Source organism: Cohnella hashimotonis, from assembly GCF_030014955.1.
GTDB classification, from domain to species: Bacteria; Bacillota; Bacilli; order Paenibacillales; family Paenibacillaceae; genus Cohnella; species Cohnella hashimotonis.
This window is the reverse complement of the sequence record NZ_JAGRPV010000001.1, coordinates 1,708,427-1,725,730: the sequence shown is the minus strand read 5'-3', so window position 1 is coordinate 1,725,730 and position 17,304 is coordinate 1,708,427. Positions and strand designations below refer to the sequence as shown.

Below are 17,304 nucleotides of genomic sequence, written 5' to 3'. Positions count from 1 at the left end.
GCTGCTATAGCTCCTTGCCGATGCGGCGGAAAACCGCCGCTCCCCGCTCGTATTCGACGTCCTGCACGCCTGCCTTGGCGTTGGCGGCGCGCGCCGCCGCAAAAAAGTAATCCGACAGCCGGTTGAGATACTTTGCGACTTCTGGCGGACACGGCCTGCCCGTCGCCGCCAAAGTCACGACGGCGCGCTCCGCCCGTCGACAGACGGTGCGGCAGACATGCAGCGCGGCGGCCGTCGCCGTACCGCCCGGCAAAATGAACCTCGCGATCGGCGGATTGCCCGCCTCATGGCGGTCGATCCAGGCCTCAAGCCGCTCCACCAGCTCGGACTTGACCTTGAGCTGTTCAGGCTGAGGCTCAGCGTAGGACAGATCCGAGCCGCAGTCGAACAGCTCGTGCTGGATGACGGTCAGTTCCTCGAGCAGCCGGACTTGGAACGCACGGATTCCCCCCGGAGGTTCGTTTGCTGCATCCGCCGTCTTTTCCGCTCCCGTCCCTGCAGTAGCCGCAGCCTGGCCGACGAACGCGTTAAGCTCGTCGATCGTCCCGAAAGCCTCCACCCGCTCGTCGTCCTTGTTTACCTTGCCGCCGATGACCGAAGTCGTGCCTTTGTCGCCGGTTCTCGTATACAGCTTCATCGCCCTGTCCTCCCGAATCAGATCCGTTCGCCCCGGATCGCCTCGGCGATCCCGAACGACAGACGGTAGATCGTATGCGAAGCCGCGGCCAGTCTCCGGTTGGATTCGGCCAGCAGCTTGATAAAGGCTCTCTCGCGCGGCTCCGAGGCCAGACCCGCGGTCGCCTCCTCGGTCACGACGATGACGACGCCCTCGAACGCCAGCAGCGCGCCGAGCAGCTTGCCCGCTTCGGCAGACACGCGCTCTTCCTCCCCTTCGCCCGGACGGTCTTCGAGCACGCGATGCCGCAGCCAGCCTGACAGGCTGTCCAGCACCAGCGCCCTTCGCTCGGCACGGTAAGGATTCGAGTCCAGATTGACGCGTGTCAGCGTCTGCGCGCAGGAGCCGTCTGCGGGCAGCTCGGTCCATGCGAAGCCGTGCCGTCCGGAAGCATGCTTGACGTCCGCGAACGCGTCCGCGGCAAGGGTATTGGATACGGCGCCCGCCTTTCCCGCCGGGTTGGCGTCAATCTGCGGCCACGCCGGACAGTTGAAGCCGATCGCCTCCCGTCCCAGCGACTCCGCCAACTGCCTGGCATAAGCCGATTTGCCCGATCCGGTGCCGCCGGTTACCAACAGGAGCATCTCCCGACACCTCCCAGGCGCAAAAATAACTAGCTTAACTATAGCACAATCGAGCGGCGACTTGAAAAAGCGTCGAGCCGGTGCATGTGCGCGGCAAAATAAAAAGCCCGGAGCGAAGCTCCGGACTTAACGGGCATGATAGCTGAGTCTCATGTATTCGTTGATCTTCACGTCAAGCATGCGGCTGATCTCCATGACGGGCTCCGCGGTGAAGGAGTCTTCCCGCAAGAAGGTCTCCGTCATGCGGCGCCTGAGCAAGTCGATTTCTTCGATGAGGCTTCGGTCGTTATAAGAGGGAGACGCACCGGCTTCACTGTAGGCATTCCTGGCCGACACCCACGTTGCGGGCTGAGCCGAATCCAAAGAATGATTGCTTGCTGTCGCCATCGTTTTCCCCCTCTCCGCAGCTACGGGCAAGTCTGCAAAACAAGGGTAATTATAGCAGAACTTTAGAAAAAATAACATCCTTTTTCCATTTTCCCTATTTTAGCTGCCGAACGAACTGTCCGATACGCTCCAGCGCCTCGGTCAATTGGGCGACGGAGGATGCGTAGGAACACCGGATAAAGCCTTCTCCCCCGCTGCCGAACACGTGTCCGGGCACGGCCGCGACCTTCGCGTCCCTCACGAGCCGCATGGAAAATTCCTCGGACGACAGGCCGGTCGACTCGATCGAAGGGAAAACGTAAAACGCGCCTTGCGGCTCGTGGCAGTCCAGGCCGATATCCCGGAAGCCTTGAACGACGAGCCTTCTTCTCTGGTTGTAGGACTCGACCATGCGGTACATTTCTTCCATGCCGTTCTTCAGCGCTTCTAGCGCGGCGACCTGCCCCATGATCGGGGCGCACATAACGGTATACTGATGGATCTTCAGCATGGCGCCGATCAATTCGGAATGGCCGCAAGCGTAACCCATGCGCCAACCCGTCATCGCGAACGCCTTGGAGAAGCCGCTCACCAGTATCGTACGATCCTTCATGCCTGGCAAGGAGGCGAAGCTGACGTGCTTGGAACCGTAGGTCAGCTCTGCGTAGATCTCGTCGGACACGACGATCAGATCGTGCTCCTCGACGAGTCTTGCGATCGGCAGCATATCCTCGTAGCTCATGATCGCGCCCGTCGGATTGCTAGGATAAGAAAGGATCAGCAGCTTGGAACGCGGCGTGATCGCTGCGCGCAAGCCCTCCTCCGTCAGCCGGAAGCCGTCCTTGGCGAATGTCTCGATGCCGACGGCAACGCCGCCGCCGAGCGCCGTGATCGGGTTGTACGGAACGTAGCAAGGCTCGGGGATCAGCACCTCGTCCCCCGGCTCGACGAGCGCCCGGATCGCAAGGTCGATCGCTTCGCTGCCGCCGATCGTCACGAGCACTTCGTTGCCTGGCTCGTATTGCAGATTGAACTGCTTGTTCAAATAGGAAGCTATCTCTTCGCGCAGCTCCAGCATGCCCGCGTTGGACGTATACTGCGTCTTGCCCTTTTCAAGCGAATAGACCGCTGCGTCGCGAATATGCCACGGCGTCACGAAGTCCGGCTCGCCCACGCCCAGCGAGATGATGCTGCCGTCCTTGCTGGCGCTGACCAGATCGAAAAACCTGCGGATGCCGGACGGCGGGATGGCGCGCGCGCCGGCGGACAAATAACGATTCATCCCTTGGGTCGATTCCTTGCCGCGCGTCTGTTGGTTCGTAATCATTGGACAACCGTCCTTTTCGAAATACTCGCTCCCTTATCGCGTCAAGGAGAAACGAGCAGGCGCTGATCACCCTCGAACTCCTCGAAGATAATCCCGTCCTGTTTATATTTTTTGAGAATGAAAAAGGTCTTGGTCGCGATAACGGATTCGATGGTCGACAGCTTGTTGGAGACGAACGAAGCGACTTCCTTAAGCGTCTTGCCTTCGATCTCCACCTGCAAGTCGTACGCGCCCGACATAAGGTATACCGATTTGACCTCGGGATACAGATAAATGCGCTCCGCGATGCTCTCGAAGCCCCGTCCGCGCTCCGGCGTGCACTCGACTTGAATGAGCGCCGTCACTTTCTCGTCGTCTACCTTGCTCCAATTCACAACCGTAGCGTACTTCACGATTACATGGTCCCGCTCCATCTCCGCGATGGCGGCAGACACTTCGACTTCGTCCGCCCCAAGCATCGTAGCGATGGTCGAAGCGGACAATCTCGCGTCTTCCTTGAGCAGATCCAGAATCTTCAACTTAAATTCGTTCATGGGGATCCCTCCTGAATACCTCTCATATTACATCAAATACAGGCCCCGTGAAAAGAAATTTCAATATCCCCCGTTTACAAAAAACCTCCCGCCGGATTACTGCCGTCCGGGGGAGGATGTTGCTCGGGGCGCGCTGCGCGCTCAGTGCTGCTGCATTTGCTGCTGGGCGTTTTGCTGTTGCTGCTGCCAAGCCGGGATCGCGTTCTGCTTCGTTTGCTGCACGAATTGCTGCGTCTTCGTTTGGGTGTCCTGATACGTCTTCAGGTTCTTGTCGATCTCCTGCCGCAGCGTCGGCGAGGAGGCGTTATACATGTTGGCAGATTGCATCGTGGTGTACAATTCGCCCTGCATCTGCAGCGTCACATTCAGCAGCTGCGTGAATTGCTGGCGAACGGTCGGACAGACCGACTCGGTGGCCGCAGTCGCGTATTCGCGCGTTACGCGCTTCAGATCGGCGAGCACGGTATAAGCCAAATCCTCGTCAGGCATAAACTGGTTTGCTGGCGTCATTTCGTGTGACCTCCCTTTCGGATGCGATTCTAGGCTTGGGGTTGCGTGGGTGCGAGCGGCTGGTGCTGCTGAAGCAGCGACATCAGCGTTTGGTAATGCTGCGTATGCACCTGCGCCTGATGATCGAGCACCTGCTTGATTTGCTGGTTCGAGCAGGACGCGGAAGCGGCCGTACATTGCTTGATGAGCAGATCCTCGTTGGACATCGAATCCGCGATGTACTCGAGCTCTTTGCCGGTGATCGGTTGAAGCATGACAATCCCTCCTGTAAATGGACAATCGGGCATAGTATGCGGCCAACCCCGGTTGCTTATCCGCGAACGGCACACGCAAGAGAAACTTAAAGATCGCATAAATTGCGCTATTGTTGTATCCACACTGCCGGCAGCTCACCCGCCACTCACGCAGAACTCAATATAGCCCAAATTTGCGTTATTCTCGTGCACGCTTCCCGCACAAGCCCGCTCTCCACGCACCTGAGCGCGGGTTTAGCAAGTCGAGACGCAGCCTAAAAAGCGAAAAAGCCGCCCCGTCATTGCATGACATTGGGACAGCTCGTTAAAGACCGTACAGGCAGCCGCCGGCACGGCATAAACGATCTTCACTGAGTACGCGGCTCTCGAGGCGAATCTTAAAACAAATCCATCGACAAATATCGCTCGCCCGTATCTGGCGCGATGCACAGCACCCGCTTGCCCTTGCCGAGCTTGCGGGCGAGCTGGAGCGCAGCCCATACCGAAGCGCCGGACGAAGGTCCCGCCAATATCCCTTCCTCGCGCGCCAGCCGCCTCATCGTGTCGATGGCGTCGTCGTCCGTCACCTGAACGATCTCATCGTAGACGTCGGTATTGAGGATGGACGGAACGAAGCCTGGGCTCGTGCCGACGAGCTTGTGCGGTCCCGGCACGCCGCCCGACAGCACGGGAGAGCCGGCCGGCTCTACGACGGACACGTAAAGGCCGGGCAACCTGGCCTTGAGTACCTCGCCAGTGCCGGTAATCGTCCCCCCCGTGCCCGCTGTAGCCACGAACGCGTCCAGCCTTCCTTCCGTCTGCTCCAGTATCTCAAGCGCCGTCGTTCTGCGATGGACATCGGGGTTGGCGGCGTTCTCGAACTGGTTCGGCATAAAGCTGCCTGGCGTGCCCGCCGCAATGGACTGCGCTTCCCGGATCGCTCCGGGCATGCGCTGCGATGCGGGGGTCAGCACGACCTCGGCGCCGTAAGCCTTCAGCAGGTCGATTCTTTCCTTGGACATATTGTCCGGCATGACGAGGATGAGCCTGTAGCCCCTGGCCGCTGCGTTCATCGCCAGACCGATGCCCGTGTTGCCGCTCGTCGGCTCGACGATCAGCGATCCCGGTCCGATCAAGCCCCTCGCTTCGGCGTCTTCGATGAGCGAGCTCGCCGCCCGGTCCTTCACGCTCCCGCTCGGATTGAATCGTTCGAGCTTGACCAGCACCTCCGCGTCGTCGGGTCCGGTCAAGCGATTAAGCCGAACGGCCGGCGTATCGCCGATCAGCTCCGTCACGCTCTGATACACCAACTTCTTCATATTCGTCGTCTCACTTTCCGTCGGCTTCGGGTTCCCGGCTCAGATTGTCTCCGATACGGCTGCGGTCCTCCTCGGACAACGCATATTCCATCGTGAAGCACGAAGGGCACATATACAGCGTCATCGAAAACGGAGCTTCGAGGACCGCCTTGCCGCGCAGCCGCTCCGGCCGTTTGGGCGTGAAGGAGGCCGTCTGAACGACCTGACGTCCCGTCTCGATCATATACTCCCGGCATTGCGGACATTCCGGCACGAATTCCTGCTCGTCCAGAATCGCTTCGACCGTGTCCTCGTAACGGAGCAGCGCTTCGTCCTTGCCGCGCAAGTCGTCGTCGCCGTCCAGGCCAAGCCCCTCGAGGTCTTCGGGCAGGCCGCGCCGACCCGGGCGTCCGTAACGCGAGTCGTCCTCCGCTTCTTCCTCTTCGTCCTCTTCCGGCTCTTCTTCTCCCAGACCGAAGCGAAGCGTCCGGTACCCGCTTAGCTCATTGTCGCAGACCGGACAGTACTTGTCCGGCTCCTCGCCCGGTTCCTGAATAATCTCGGATTGACACCAGGGGCAAATAATTACGTTGGCAGCCACGGCTTTAACCCTCCCTCACCATATAGACGATGCCTAAAATAAAGAAAAGGGCCGCAAGCGCGAACAGCGTTCCCCATAAATACTTCATACGAAACCTCCTGCGGCGGCCGCTGTCAGTCCAGCGTCACCGCCGCGCCGATAATATAGGAAAGCGATACGGACAGCAGCAGGGAGATAAATCCCACCGCGCGATTGTCCTTGCCGATCTCCTCGTCGATCCGGAATACCGGCGTGACGAATTCGAACAGCAGGTACGCGGCGAGCAGGAGCAGAAATCCGCCGCCCGCCCATAGCATGCTTTCGTAGATGCTGTCTTTGGATTGGATGGAAAACCGAAAAATGTTGCAGATGCCGAATATTTTGCCGCCGGTCGCCATGGCGACCGCTAAGTTGCCTTTGCGGATTTCCTGCCAGCATTCGTACTTGGTCACCCGCTCGAAGCAGTACAGGCAGATGATCAGCATCAGAATGCCGACGGAAAAATACGCCGGGATCGCGACCGCCGGATGGGACAGCAGCCGGTCGATGGAACTGGGCTCATTCATGCGGAACGCTCCTAACGCTAGTTCAGCTCCGCCACGGTAACGCCGGCGCCGCCCTCGCCATAATTGCCGAGCCTGTAGCTCTTCACGTGCTTGTGCCTGCGCAGAAACTCCTGAATGCCCGTACGCAGCGCCCCGGTTCCTTTGCCATGAATGATATATACCTGATGCAGATTCGAAAGGAACGATTCGTCGAGGAAGCGGTCGGTCTCGATGATCGCCTCGTCGAGCGTGGCGCCCCGCAGATCCAGCTCCGTCCGGATCTGGTCCGAAGCCGCACGCTTCACGGTCGCGCCGGCCGCGACTGGCTGCGACTTTTTGGCTGCCGCGTCCTTCGGCGCTTTGACCGGCTCCAGATCCGCCAGCGCCACCTTCATCTTCATGATGCCGAGCTGGACGAACGCGTCGTTGCCCGCCAGTTCGACGATATGGCCTTTTTGGCCGCCAAGGCTGTAAACCTTGACCTCGTCGCCCGGTCCGAGCTTCGCGCTCTTGGATGCGGACGGACGCGGCTTCGCCACCGGCGCCGGCACGGCATCGTCCAGTCTGCGGCGGGCTTCGATAAGCTTGTGCTCCTTGACGCTCGCCGCTTCTTCCAGAGCGAGCTTGCGCAGATCGGAGATGATCTCCTCGGCCTCGCGCCGCGCCTTCGCCACTTGAAGCCTGGCTTCCTCGCGGGCGTCTTCGAGCAGCTTGACGCGCTGATCCTGAAGCTTCGCGCGGTCTTCTTCGATCTTGAGACGCAGCTCCTCGGCCTCGCGCTTGATCCGCTCGGCCAGCTGGCGCTCCGACTCGGCCGTCCTCCGATCCCGCTCGAGCGAGGCGATCATCGTGTCGACCTTGAGCTCGTCGTCGGACACCTCGCCCCGCGCGTGGTCGATGATCGACCGGGGCAGACCGAGCCGCTCCGCGATCGCAAAGGCGTTGCTTCGGCCGGGCACGCCGACAAGCAGCCGGTAGGTCGGACTCAGCGTCGCGACGTCGAACTCCATGCTGGCGTTCATGATGCCCTCGCGGTTGTACGCATACGCCTTCAGCTCGCTGTAGTGCGTCGTGGCGAGCAGCCTGCAGCGCAGGCGATGCAGATGCTCGAGGATGGCGATCGCGAGCGCCGAGCCCTCAGCAGGGTCGGTGCCCGCGCCGAGCTCGTCGAGCAGCACGAGACTTCGGCTCGTCACTTGGCCCAGCATGCCGATCAGATTCGTCATATGGCTTGAGAACGTACTCAGACTTTGCTCGATGCTCTGCTCGTCGCCTATATCTGCGTAAATGCCGTCGAAGACGCACAGGATCGTACCTTCGTCGGCGGGCACGAACAAGCCGGACATCGCCATCAAGCTAAGCAGGCCGACTGTCTTGAGCGATACGGTCTTGCCTCCCGTATTCGGCCCGGTGACGATGATTGCCGAATGCGTATCGTCAAGCTCGATATCGATCGGCACGACTTTTTTGGCGTCGATCAGCGGATGCCGGGCCCGCTTCAGCCGCAGGCGACCCTCGCCGTTCATCTGTGGCTTGGTCGCTTGCATCCGGTCGGCCAGCTTCGCCCGCGCGAAGATCGAATCGATATAGCCGAGCGCTTCGGCGTCCCCGATGAGCAGCTCGCCTTTGACGCCCACGCTCTCGGACAGCTGGCGCAAAATCCGTTCGATCTCGCGCGTCTCGCGAAGCTTGAGCTCGCGGAGCTTGTTGTTGATCGTGAGAACGGCCTCCGGTTCGATGAACAGCGTCGCGCCGCTGCCCGACTGGTCATGCACGATGCCGCCGAAGTTCGAGCGGTATTCAGCCTTGACCGGTATGACATACCGGTCTCCGCGCATCGTAATAAGCGCGTCCTGCAGCATCTTCTGCACCGAGGACGAGCGGATCATGCTCTCAAGCTTTTCCCGGGCGCGTCCTTCGTTCGTGCGGATCTCCCTGCGGATCGCCGCCAGTTCGGCGCTCGCTGCGTCCAGGACATCTCCCTGCTCGTCGATGCAACGCCGTATCTCGTCTTCCTGCTGCTTGGCATCGATCAGCGGCTCGCAAAGATCCTCGAGCAGCGGGATGTCCGCTTCTTCGGACACGGCGCCTACATACTTGCGGATGCGCCTCGAGCCCATGATGAACTGCGCGATATCGATGAGCTCGGTCGGCAGCAGCATCGCCCCGAGCTTCGCGCGGCCGAGCGCTGGCCGGACGTCCGTGATGCCGCCGAACGGCGGAGTGCCCTTGACGTCGATCGCGCGTACGGCTTCGGCCGTCGCGTCGAGCCGCCGGTTCACGTCCCTGAGATCGGAGGAAGGACGGATGAGGGCCGCCTGCTCCTTGCCAAGCGAGGTCTCTCCAAGCTCGCGGAGCCGCTCGCCGATTTTATCGTATTCCAATGTATATAGCGCCTTGTCGTTCACGGCGTTGCGCCAACTCCTCTCGCCTCCCATTATATCCGATGGCGGCTGCGCTTGCATTACGACTCCGTTATAACCGGCGATCAATCTGGATACAATACCTTTAATGCCGGCGGCTCGCCGGACGACAGCCCCACAACGGGAGGTAATTAAGCCATGCATTTCTTAGGACATGTCGTACGCTTTATCGTGTCCGCGATCGTTTTGATGATCGTCGGATACCTGGTTCCCCATTTCACGGTCGGCGGCTTCTGGAGCGCCCTCATGCTCGCGCTCGTGATTGCCGTGCTCGGCTGGATTATCGAGGCGATTTTCGGCAAAAACGTGACGCCGTTCGGACGCGGCATCGTCGGCTTCCTGTGCAGCGCGCTCGTAATCTGGCTCGCTCAGTTCGTCGTCAGCGGCGTCACGGCTTCGATCCTGGGCGCACTGCTGGCGGCGCTGGTCATCGGGATCATCGACCTGTTCATCCCGATCGGCAACCCGTACAAAGCCGGCAAACGGCACCATTAATGGAGCCGTCCGGCTGCGCTAAATCCGTTCTTGCCATCAAAAACCTCGCGGCTCCGTCAAAGGATGCCGCGAGGTTTTTGCACGATCGCTTGCAGCTCTCGAAGCTGACCTGCCAACGATATAGGATCGTCGCGCAGCCACTCCTGCCCCAGGACGTACGCCCGGCCTTGGCGAACGGCCTCCAGCTCCGACCATATGGCGCTCTGCTTCAGCAGCTCGAACTGCAGCCGCGATCGTTCATCGGGACTGACGGCGACGAACAGCGCCTCTCCCGCGTAGTGCGGCAAAAGCGCCACGGGAATATCAAACTTATATGGCCGGCAATCCTCGGTCTTCCTTTCTCTTACCGTTCTTGGCGAACGCCAGCCGAGATCGTGGATTAACCCCGCTTCCTTGTACACTTGAACGGTCTCCGGCAGCCCGTTCGTCCAAATGAACGTCACAGTACGAACATGATCGGGTCCTCTTGCGAACCGGTCGGCAGCCTCCTCGGTTTTTTTGCGATAGGCCCGCACCCAGCGTGCCGCTTCCTCCTGCTTGCCCACCTTATCGGCTACGGCCATTAATCGCTCCTCCGGGGACAAAGACCAGGATAAATTCAAGGTATCCGAAATGCCAGCGTACTGTTCGTAATGGTGGCCGTCGAAGGTGAGGATCAGATTTGGTTCAAGCGCCCGAACCCGGTCGAGATTCGGTTCAACGACGGAGCCGCCTGTAGACGCGATCCCCCGGATGCGCGGGGTAAAAAAACGGCAGTCCATTAATCGGCTCGGAGCGCCCAGTGGCTTGAGGCCCAGTGCGAGCAGCTCGCCGAGATATTGGAATGCCACGATTCGAGCGCCCTGGCTTCCGGCGCGCGCGTATACGCTCGGCGACAACCCTTCGTGACGTTTAAATACGCGGCTGAAATGAAAAGGATCCGCAAACCCAAGCGCGCCAGAAATGTCGGCGAGCGGTGTTTCCCCGCTATGCAGCCTGCGCTTCGCCTCCGCCATCCGCAGCCCTGTCAAATGCTTGAGCGGACTTTTTCCGGTCAGCGTCTTGAATATTCTTGCGTATTGCCGGACGGAGCACCCCGCCTCGCGCGCCAATCGTTCGACCGTCCAAGCCAAGGCGGGCTGCGCCTCCATTTTAGCGACCGTCGCTCTTACCGCGTACCGGAAACCGAGCCGTTCGGGCGCCATGGCGCCTCTCCCCTTCCCGTTCCCGTTCCCGTTCCCGGCTTCAATCACGCTGGCCATCAACCGTTGAAACAACGCTTGAGCGTTATACATCCCGGACAGGTTCTCGGCATCGCGGAGCGCGAACAATTCGCCGATCCATCCGATCGCTTGCGGATCGACGTTCAGCCGCATATTTAAAGGCAGCCCTCCGCCCCCGTCATCCATGATGTCGCGCTGGTTCGCCTCCGTCTCATTAAGCGACAGCCGGCGAAAGGCGACGGCAAACCCGCAGGCGTCCGCACCCGCGTCTGCGTCGGAATGGATGCGAACGGTCGCGCGGGTCACGCAGAGATCGCCGGCGGACAATTCGCAGATCCGCACGCCGCACGCGTCGGACAGCTTCATCGCTCCGGACTCGGCCGCGACAAGCATGAAGGAAGATCGGCTTGGCAGTTCCGCAGGTTGCCCTGGAAGCGGTTCGACGCGCTCAATATCTGTCCAACGGTACAAAAACGGAAGCCGTGCAGCGGCAGCGGACGCCTTTTGATTCGATAACATGAGGTATCCCCCTAACATGCAGGAAGACCATGCCCATAGCGGGAATGATCTTGGCCTTCTATTCGATTATTTGGCAAGCAGACGGATTGCGTCGTCCAGCTGCTTGTCGAAGGACAGAACGTCGTAGGAAAACCACAGCGTGTCGCTTACCTCGTAGACGCGGCCGTTTTGAACGGCAGGCAGCTTTTTCCACAGTGCGCTGTTCAGCACCTGGTCCGCAAAGTCCGGGTCGTTGTCGAACTTGACGAGGAAAAGACGATCCGCGGACGCGAATTCGGGCAGCTTTTCCAGAGAAAGCTGTATGCCGAGCTCATGGCCGCCTTTATCCCATTCCTGCTTGACGACGTCCGTCATCGGGAAGCCGAGCGTCTCGAACAACGTATAACCCACGTTGCCGGATCCATAAACCCGCAGCTGGCCTTTTTCGTATCCGCCGATGACGACGACGCCGAACGTTTCGCCGGGCTTGACGAACGCCTTCAGCTTTTCTGCGGCGGAGGCGGCTTTTTCGTCGAACGCCCGTTTCCAATCCTCCGCTTGTTCGGTCTTTCCGAGCAAGGCGGCGACTTGGTCCAAATGCGCGAAGGCATCCTCGCCCTCCCAGGCCACGACGACCGTCGGCGCGATTGCCTGCAGCTTGTCCAGCTGGTCCTTGTCCCAATCCGCGGCGATGATGAGGTCCGGCTTGAGCTCGAGCGTCTTTTCCAGATTGATGTTGTTGGCGGGACCGATGTCTTCGATACCGTCGATCTCGTCCTTCACCGATACGAATCCCGTGAGTAAGTGAGAGACGACGCCGATCGGCTTGACGCCTACCGCCAGCAGCTCGGGCAAGTACTGCGTCGTAACGATTCGCTGCGGACGCGCCGGAATCGTAACTTCCCTGTCCAAAGCGTCTTTATAGACGGTCGTATCGGCTCCGCGGTCCGCAGCTTGGGAGGATGGAGCGGGAGACGATCCTGCCGCTTCGTTTCCGTTCCCGGCATTGGAATTCTTTCCGCAGCCTGCGAGCAGCAAGAGTACAAACATGCATATCACGGCCAACCGCCATGGCTTCGTTCTTGCAAACATTCGAATAACGCTCCTTATATGAAAATGATAATCGTTATCACATTATAAATAATGCTTGCGCGTTTGACCATGCCCGTTTCGGACTTCGTCCATGTCGATTTCGGACATCCCTTTGTAGGCTCGAAGCCAGGCGAAAGTGCCATTTTTATCCTTGCGGCAGGATGTGCTAATATAGAAAAGTCTGGGCATGACCCGCTCATACCCGGCAAACGAGGGATGGGGGAAAATGAGAATGGTACGCAAAAGAATAGCTGCCGCAATGGCCGCGCTTGCATTGACGGGAGCGCTCGCCGCTTGCGGAGGCAAGAACGAAAATGCCGCAGAGCAGGAGACCGCCGTCGCATCGCAGGACTTGGTTATCCGGGCGACCAACTGGCAATTCGACAAGGCCGAGTACACCGTGCCGAAGGATACGCCGATCCGCTACATGCTCGAGAACGAGCAAGGCGCGCACGGCGTCGAGATCGAGAAGGCAGGTGTCAAGTTGAGCAACGGAAAAAAATCGAAGGTCGCAACGCTTGCGGCGGGCACTTATACGATCAAATGCAATATCGTCTGCGGGCAAGGACATTTAGCGATGAAGGCCACCCTGATCGTTAAATAACGCGCAAAAAGAAATCGCCCTTCCGGCCGGATCTGCATCCGTTCGGAAGGGCGATTTTATTCGCAGGAGGGCGGGTCTTTCGAGTCTTCCGGCGACGGTCAGGTATGCTCCTCGAGCATGTCGATCCACTCGTTGTATTCGTTCTGCAGCTTGTTGTACTCGATCTTAAGCGCCTCATGCTCGTTGCGGACGCGTTCGAGCTCCTGCGTCAGCCGTTCCGTCGCTTCCTCGCCAGCCTGACTCGGCTCGGCTTCGCCGACAGCCTGCAGCTGCCGCTCGAGTGCGTCGCGCTCGGCCTGAAGCGCGACGGCGGCAGCCGCCTGCTCGCGGGCCGACCTCAACTCTTCTTCGGCGCGTTGCAGCGACTCGCGTTCGCGCTGCTGCTCGCCGGTCGCCTGGCGAAGCTTGCTCTCCAGCGATTCCAGGCGCTCGGACGCGGCATCTCGCTCGCGCGCCGCCTCTTCTGCCCGCCGCTGGAGCTGCCGGATCGCATCTGCCGCGGTCTGTTCGCGTTCCGCGAGCTCATCCGCGAGCTCCTTGAGCCGGTTCGCCTCACGCTCGGCTGCTTCGCGGGCGTCGGCTTCGTCGCGCAAGCGCTCGGAAGCCGCCTTTTCCGCCTCGATCAGAGCAGCTTCATGCGCTGCAGCAGTCTGAGCCCGCTGCTCCGCGGCTGCGCGCAGCGCCTCCGCTTCGGCTTCCAGCTTCGCGCGCTGCGACTGCCATTCGCGCTCGCGCTCGGACCAACGCGCCTGGAATCGGTCGTTCTCTGCGCCGGCTGCCTCGGCGGCGGCGAGTGCCGCGTCCTGGCTGCCGAGCGCCTGCTTCAACTCGGCCTCGTACAGTTCCTGCGTCACGCGCAGCTCTTCCTCAAGCGCTTGACGCCCAGAGGCCGCGCCAGCTTCCGCCTCGGCCTTCGCCTGGCGCAGCGCTTCGTCTTGCGCGGCACGGAGCCGCGACTGCTCCTCGGCCTGCGCTTCGCGGATGCGCGACAGCTCTTCGGCCTGTGCCGTGCGAAGCTGCGCCAGCTCTTCGTCCTTTGCCGCCTGCAGACGCGCCAATTCGTCGCGCTGTGCCCCGATCAGACGCTCGATCTGCTCGGCGCTCTCCTCGCGTTGCAGCTCCAGCTCCAACTGCGCATCGTCCGCAGCTTGCCGCGCTGCGGCAATTTCGGCTTCCAGCGGCGAGACAGCTTCCTTGAGAGCGGTCTCGCGTTCGGCCGCAAGTCGCGAGCGTTCTTCCGCCTGCGCCGCGCGGAGCTTTGACATCTCCTCGGCCTGCGCCGCGCGAAGCTGCGACAGCTCTTCGTCCCTTGCCGCTTGCAAACGGACCAGCTCCTCGCGCTGCACCGCGCTCAGACGAGACAGTTGCTCGCTGGCTTCTTCGCGCTGCAGCTCCAGCTCCAGCCGCGCGTCGTCCGCGGCGCTGCGCGCCGCGGCCAGTTCGGCTTCAAGCGGCGCGGCAGCTTCCTTGAGGGCTGCTTCGCGTTCGGCCGCAAGGCGCGTCAGCTCCTCGGCATGCGCTGCGCGAAGCTTCGCCAGTTCTTCGTCTTTTGCCGCGTGCAGACGCGCCAGTTCCTCTCGCTGTGCCGCGGTCAGACGCGTCAGCTCCTCGTCGCTTGCCTCGCGCTGCAGTTCCAGTTCGAGATGCGCGTCGTCCACTGCGCTTCGTGCCGCGGCGAGCTCGGTCTCGAGGGGCGCGACAGCCTCCTTCAACGCCGTCTCACGCTGGGCCGCAAGCCGCGACAGTTCTTCAGCCCGTTCTGCTTGGAGCTTCGACAACGCTTCAGCCTGCGCGTCGCGAAGTCTCGCCAGCTCCTCCGCCTGAGCCGCGCGCAGACGCGTCAGCTCCTCGGCGCTCTCTTCGCGCTGCAGCTCCAGCTCCAGCCGCGCATCGTCCGCGGCGCTGCGCGCCGAAGCGAGCTCAGCCTCAAGCGGCGCCACGGCTTCCTTCAGCGCAGCTTCGCCTTCCGCAGCAAGGCCGGCAAGTTCCTCGTCTCGCGCTGCGCGAAGCTTCGACAGCTCCTCCGTTTGCGCTTCGCGAAGTCTCGCAAGCTCCTCCGCCTGAGCCGCGCGCAAACGCGCCAGCTCCTCAGCGCTCTCTTCGCGCTGCAGCTCCAGTTCCAGCTGCGCTTCGTCCGCGGCGCTGCGCGTCGAAGCGAGCTCGGCTTCAAGCGGCGCAGCCGCTTCCTTCACGGCAGCCTCGCGTTCCGCGGCAGCCGCCGCTCTTTCTTCCGCAAGACGCCGTTCTGCGGCTTCGTTAGCCTCGCGCAAGCGCTCCTCCAGCAGCGCTGCGGCCTCCGCCATTTGGCGGTCCGCCTGCGCAGCCAGTTGCCCGCGCTCCTCCGCGAAGCGCTGCGCTTGGGCATCGATCTGCCACTTGGCCGCATCCGCCTCTTGCTTCGCAGCGGCAACTGCCTGCCCGGCCGCTTCAGCCTCCTGCCTGGCGGCATCCAGCGACACCGTCAGCGCAAGGCGTTCCTCGTCGAAGTTCGCCTCCGCAGCCGCTACGGCTTGTCTCGCCGCGGACATTTGCTCAGCCAGCTGCGTATGTAGGCGCTCCACTGCCGCCTTGGCGGCTTCGAGCTCGCCGCCCAGCTCCGTCTTGGCAGCCTCCAGCTCGTCCCGGCTCTCGCTCTTGAAGGCCTCCAGCGTGTCCAAACTTTGCTGCTTCAGCGTCTCTAGCTCCGCCTGATGGGCGGCGCGCAGACTTTCGGCTTCGCCGCGGCTCTCCTTGAGCACGCGGTCAAGCTCTCCCGCATGCTCGGCGCGCAGCTTGCCGATCGCGGCCTCACGATCGGCCGCTGCTCGCTCCAGCGCCTCGGCCAAACGGGCACCGGCCGCCGCGCCTTCCGCCTCGCGGGCTTCGCGCTCGAGCGCAAGCTCCAGACGGAGCTCCTCAAGCACGGCATTATGTCCCGCGCTAAGCCGCTCCAGGTCCGCCAGATGACCGGCCTTCAGCGCCTCAAGCTCGGAAACGCGTTCCGCCTCGTGGCGTTCCTTCTCCTCGGCCTGCCGTGCCTCGAGACTTGCCAGCTCCGCCGCATGGTTCTCCCGAAGCGCGTTCACGCGGTCCTCGCCCTCGATAAGCGCCGCATCCAGCGCATCCTGCATGCGCGCGCGAATCTCCTCGCGCTCCCGCAGCGCCGTCTCCAGCGTCAGCGTCAGCCGCTGCAATTCTTCCTGCTTGCCCTCCAGCAGCAAGGCCAGCTCGTCCTCGTAGCCTTGGCGCATCGTACGCAGCTCTTCGTCGTGCCGCTCCGTCCGCTCGGCCAACGTCTGCTCGTGTCCGCTCTTCAGCGTCCCCAGCTCGTCCGCATGCGCCGATCGCAGCGATTCCAGCTCTTCGGCGCGCGAGACGCGCTCGTCGCGCAGCTCGGCCTCGAACGTCGCTTGGACCCGCTCTCGCTCCGCTTCGTGCGCGGACCGCAGCCGGGCAAGCTCCGTCGCGTGCGCGGACTTGATCTCGTCCATCGCGGAGGCATGCGCCTGCCTGAGGGAATCGTTCTCCTCCGCAAAGAGCTCGGCTTCTGCGGCGTGGTCGGACTGAATCCGCTCGAGCTCGGCTCCATGAGCCGAGACGACGCTTTCAAGCTCGGCCGCGTGTCTGGCGGCAGCCGCATCCAACTCGGCGCGCAATGCCGCTGTCGCTTGCTCCAATTCGTCTTCGTGCGCCGACCTGGCGCTCGCAAGCTCCGACGCCTGCTCAGCCTGAAGCCGTTCAAGCTCGACGCGCTGCGCGGACTTCAGGCTCTCGAGCTCGGCCTGATAGCTTGACGAGCGCCGATCGAGCTCTGCCGCGTGGGCCGTACGGAGCTCTTCGGCCTCTTCGGCATACAGCTCGGTCTCGGCCGCGTGGTCGGCCATGATCCGATCGAGCTCGGCTTGATGAACGCTGCGCAGCCGTTCGCGCTCTTCGTCCGCCCTTGCCGTCGCTTCCGCGATGGCTTGTTCGGATTTTTGCTGCAGCTCGGCCTGCCGCTCGGCGTATTCCCGCTCCGCAGTCTCCAGTGCAGCAGCGCTCTCGGCCTTATGCTTGTCCCAGTCGGCCAGCAGCGTCTCGATCTCGGCGGACAACCGCTTGCGTTCTATTTCCTCGTGGAGGAGCCGCTCGTTTTCCCGGCGGATGCGCATGAGCTCGTCGGCCATATTAACCGAAGCGAGCACGCCGAGCCTCGCGAGATCAAGCCGCGGCGAGCCGCTTGCAATCTTGTGCATCTGATCGCTCACGAGTACCGCTACCCGCTTCATGTACTCGCTGCTGGTGTGTCCGGTCAACGTGTATTGCGTGCCGTATATGTCAACCGTTACGCGTGTCTTGTCGTCAGCATTCACGGTTATT

At 61.7% G+C, this 17,304-nt stretch carries 16 protein-coding genes; 2 read left to right on the top strand and 14 right to left on the bottom strand.

What is annotated here, in order from left to right:
* Positions 1-4: 4 nt before the first annotated feature.
* The 11 genes from KB449_RS06680 to KB449_RS06630 all read right to left on the bottom strand — a co-directional run bounded on the left by KB449_RS06680 (position 5) and on the right by KB449_RS06630 (position 9,060).
* A complete protein-coding gene (locus tag KB449_RS06680) occupies positions 5-637 on the bottom strand; it encodes a cob(I)yrinic acid a,c-diamide adenosyltransferase (RefSeq protein WP_282907631.1) in 633 nt (210 codons plus the stop codon).
* A gap of 17 nt (positions 638-654) precedes the next feature.
* On the bottom strand, positions 655-1,260 hold the full coding sequence (locus tag KB449_RS06675) for a bifunctional adenosylcobinamide kinase/adenosylcobinamide-phosphate guanylyltransferase (protein WP_282907630.1): 606 nt from the start codon (positions 1,258-1,260) through the stop codon (positions 655-657).
* A 126-nt stretch (positions 1,261-1,386) separates the two neighbouring features.
* The gene (locus KB449_RS06670) at positions 1,387-1,647 is read right to left on the bottom strand and encodes an aspartyl-phosphate phosphatase Spo0E family protein (protein ID WP_282907629.1); all 261 of its coding nucleotides are present in this window, start codon (positions 1,645-1,647) and stop codon (positions 1,387-1,389) included.
* A gap of 94 nt (positions 1,648-1,741) precedes the next feature.
* Positions 1,742-2,953 carry an aminotransferase class I/II-fold pyridoxal phosphate-dependent enzyme gene (locus tag KB449_RS06665; protein ID WP_282907628.1) on the bottom strand — a complete coding sequence of 404 codons (1,212 nt, stop codon included), beginning with the start codon at positions 2,951-2,953 and terminating at the stop codon, positions 1,742-1,744.
* Between the two features lie 41 nt (positions 2,954-2,994).
* On the bottom strand, positions 2,995-3,486 hold the full coding sequence (locus KB449_RS06660) for an Lrp/AsnC family transcriptional regulator (RefSeq protein WP_282907627.1): 492 nt from the start codon (positions 3,484-3,486) through the stop codon (positions 2,995-2,997).
* A 141-nt stretch (positions 3,487-3,627) separates the two neighbouring features.
* Positions 3,628-3,996: a spore coat protein gene (locus KB449_RS06655; RefSeq protein WP_282907626.1), complete on the bottom strand. Its 369-nt coding sequence runs from the start codon at positions 3,994-3,996 to the stop codon at positions 3,628-3,630.
* Between the two features lie 29 nt (positions 3,997-4,025).
* Positions 4,026-4,250, bottom strand: coding sequence for a hypothetical protein (locus KB449_RS06650; protein WP_090109800.1), 225 nt, complete (start codon positions 4,248-4,250; stop codon positions 4,026-4,028).
* Between the two features lie 377 nt (positions 4,251-4,627).
* Positions 4,628-5,548: a cysteine synthase A gene (gene cysK, locus KB449_RS06645; RefSeq protein WP_282907625.1), complete on the bottom strand. Its 921-nt coding sequence runs from the start codon at positions 5,546-5,548 to the stop codon at positions 4,628-4,630.
* A 10-nt stretch (positions 5,549-5,558) separates the two neighbouring features.
* Positions 5,559-6,128 carry a hypothetical protein gene (locus KB449_RS06640; protein ID WP_282907624.1) on the bottom strand — a complete coding sequence of 190 codons (570 nt, stop codon included), beginning with the start codon at positions 6,126-6,128 and terminating at the stop codon, positions 5,559-5,561.
* Between the two features lie 113 nt (positions 6,129-6,241).
* Positions 6,242-6,673, bottom strand: coding sequence for a DUF350 domain-containing protein (locus KB449_RS06635; RefSeq protein ID WP_282907623.1), 432 nt, complete (start codon positions 6,671-6,673; stop codon positions 6,242-6,244).
* Between the two features lie 17 nt (positions 6,674-6,690).
* The gene (locus KB449_RS06630; RefSeq protein ID WP_282907622.1) at positions 6,691-9,060 is read right to left on the bottom strand and encodes an endonuclease MutS2; all 2,370 of its coding nucleotides are present in this window, start codon (positions 9,058-9,060) and stop codon (positions 6,691-6,693) included.
* 153 nt (positions 9,061-9,213) lie between these two features.
* Between KB449_RS06630 and KB449_RS06625 the strand changes: the two genes are divergently transcribed.
* Positions 9,214-9,570 (top strand): phage holin family protein, encoded by a 357-nt coding sequence (locus tag KB449_RS06625; protein ID WP_282907621.1) that lies wholly within the window; start codon positions 9,214-9,216, stop codon positions 9,568-9,570.
* A gap of 56 nt (positions 9,571-9,626) precedes the next feature.
* Here the strand turns inward: KB449_RS06625 and KB449_RS06620 are convergent, their stop codons facing one another.
* Positions 9,627-11,291: an AraC family transcriptional regulator gene (locus KB449_RS06620; RefSeq protein WP_282907620.1), complete on the bottom strand. Its 1,665-nt coding sequence runs from the start codon at positions 11,289-11,291 to the stop codon at positions 9,627-9,629.
* A 66-nt stretch (positions 11,292-11,357) separates the two neighbouring features.
* Positions 11,358-12,362 carry an ABC transporter substrate-binding protein gene (locus KB449_RS06615; RefSeq protein ID WP_282907619.1) on the bottom strand — a complete coding sequence of 335 codons (1,005 nt, stop codon included), beginning with the start codon at positions 12,360-12,362 and terminating at the stop codon, positions 11,358-11,360.
* Positions 12,363-12,588: 226 nt separating this feature from the next.
* Here KB449_RS06615 and KB449_RS06610 point away from each other — a divergent pair, with 226 nt between their 5' ends.
* On the top strand, positions 12,589-12,966 hold the full coding sequence (locus KB449_RS06610; protein ID WP_282907618.1) for a cupredoxin domain-containing protein: 378 nt from the start codon (positions 12,589-12,591) through the stop codon (positions 12,964-12,966).
* A 98-nt stretch (positions 12,967-13,064) separates the two neighbouring features.
* Here the strand turns inward: KB449_RS06610 and zapA are convergent, their stop codons facing one another.
* The gene (gene zapA / locus KB449_RS06605; protein ID WP_282907617.1) at positions 13,065-17,297 is read right to left on the bottom strand and encodes a cell division protein ZapA; all 4,233 of its coding nucleotides are present in this window, start codon (positions 17,295-17,297) and stop codon (positions 13,065-13,067) included.
* Positions 17,298-17,304: the final 7 nt, after the last annotated feature.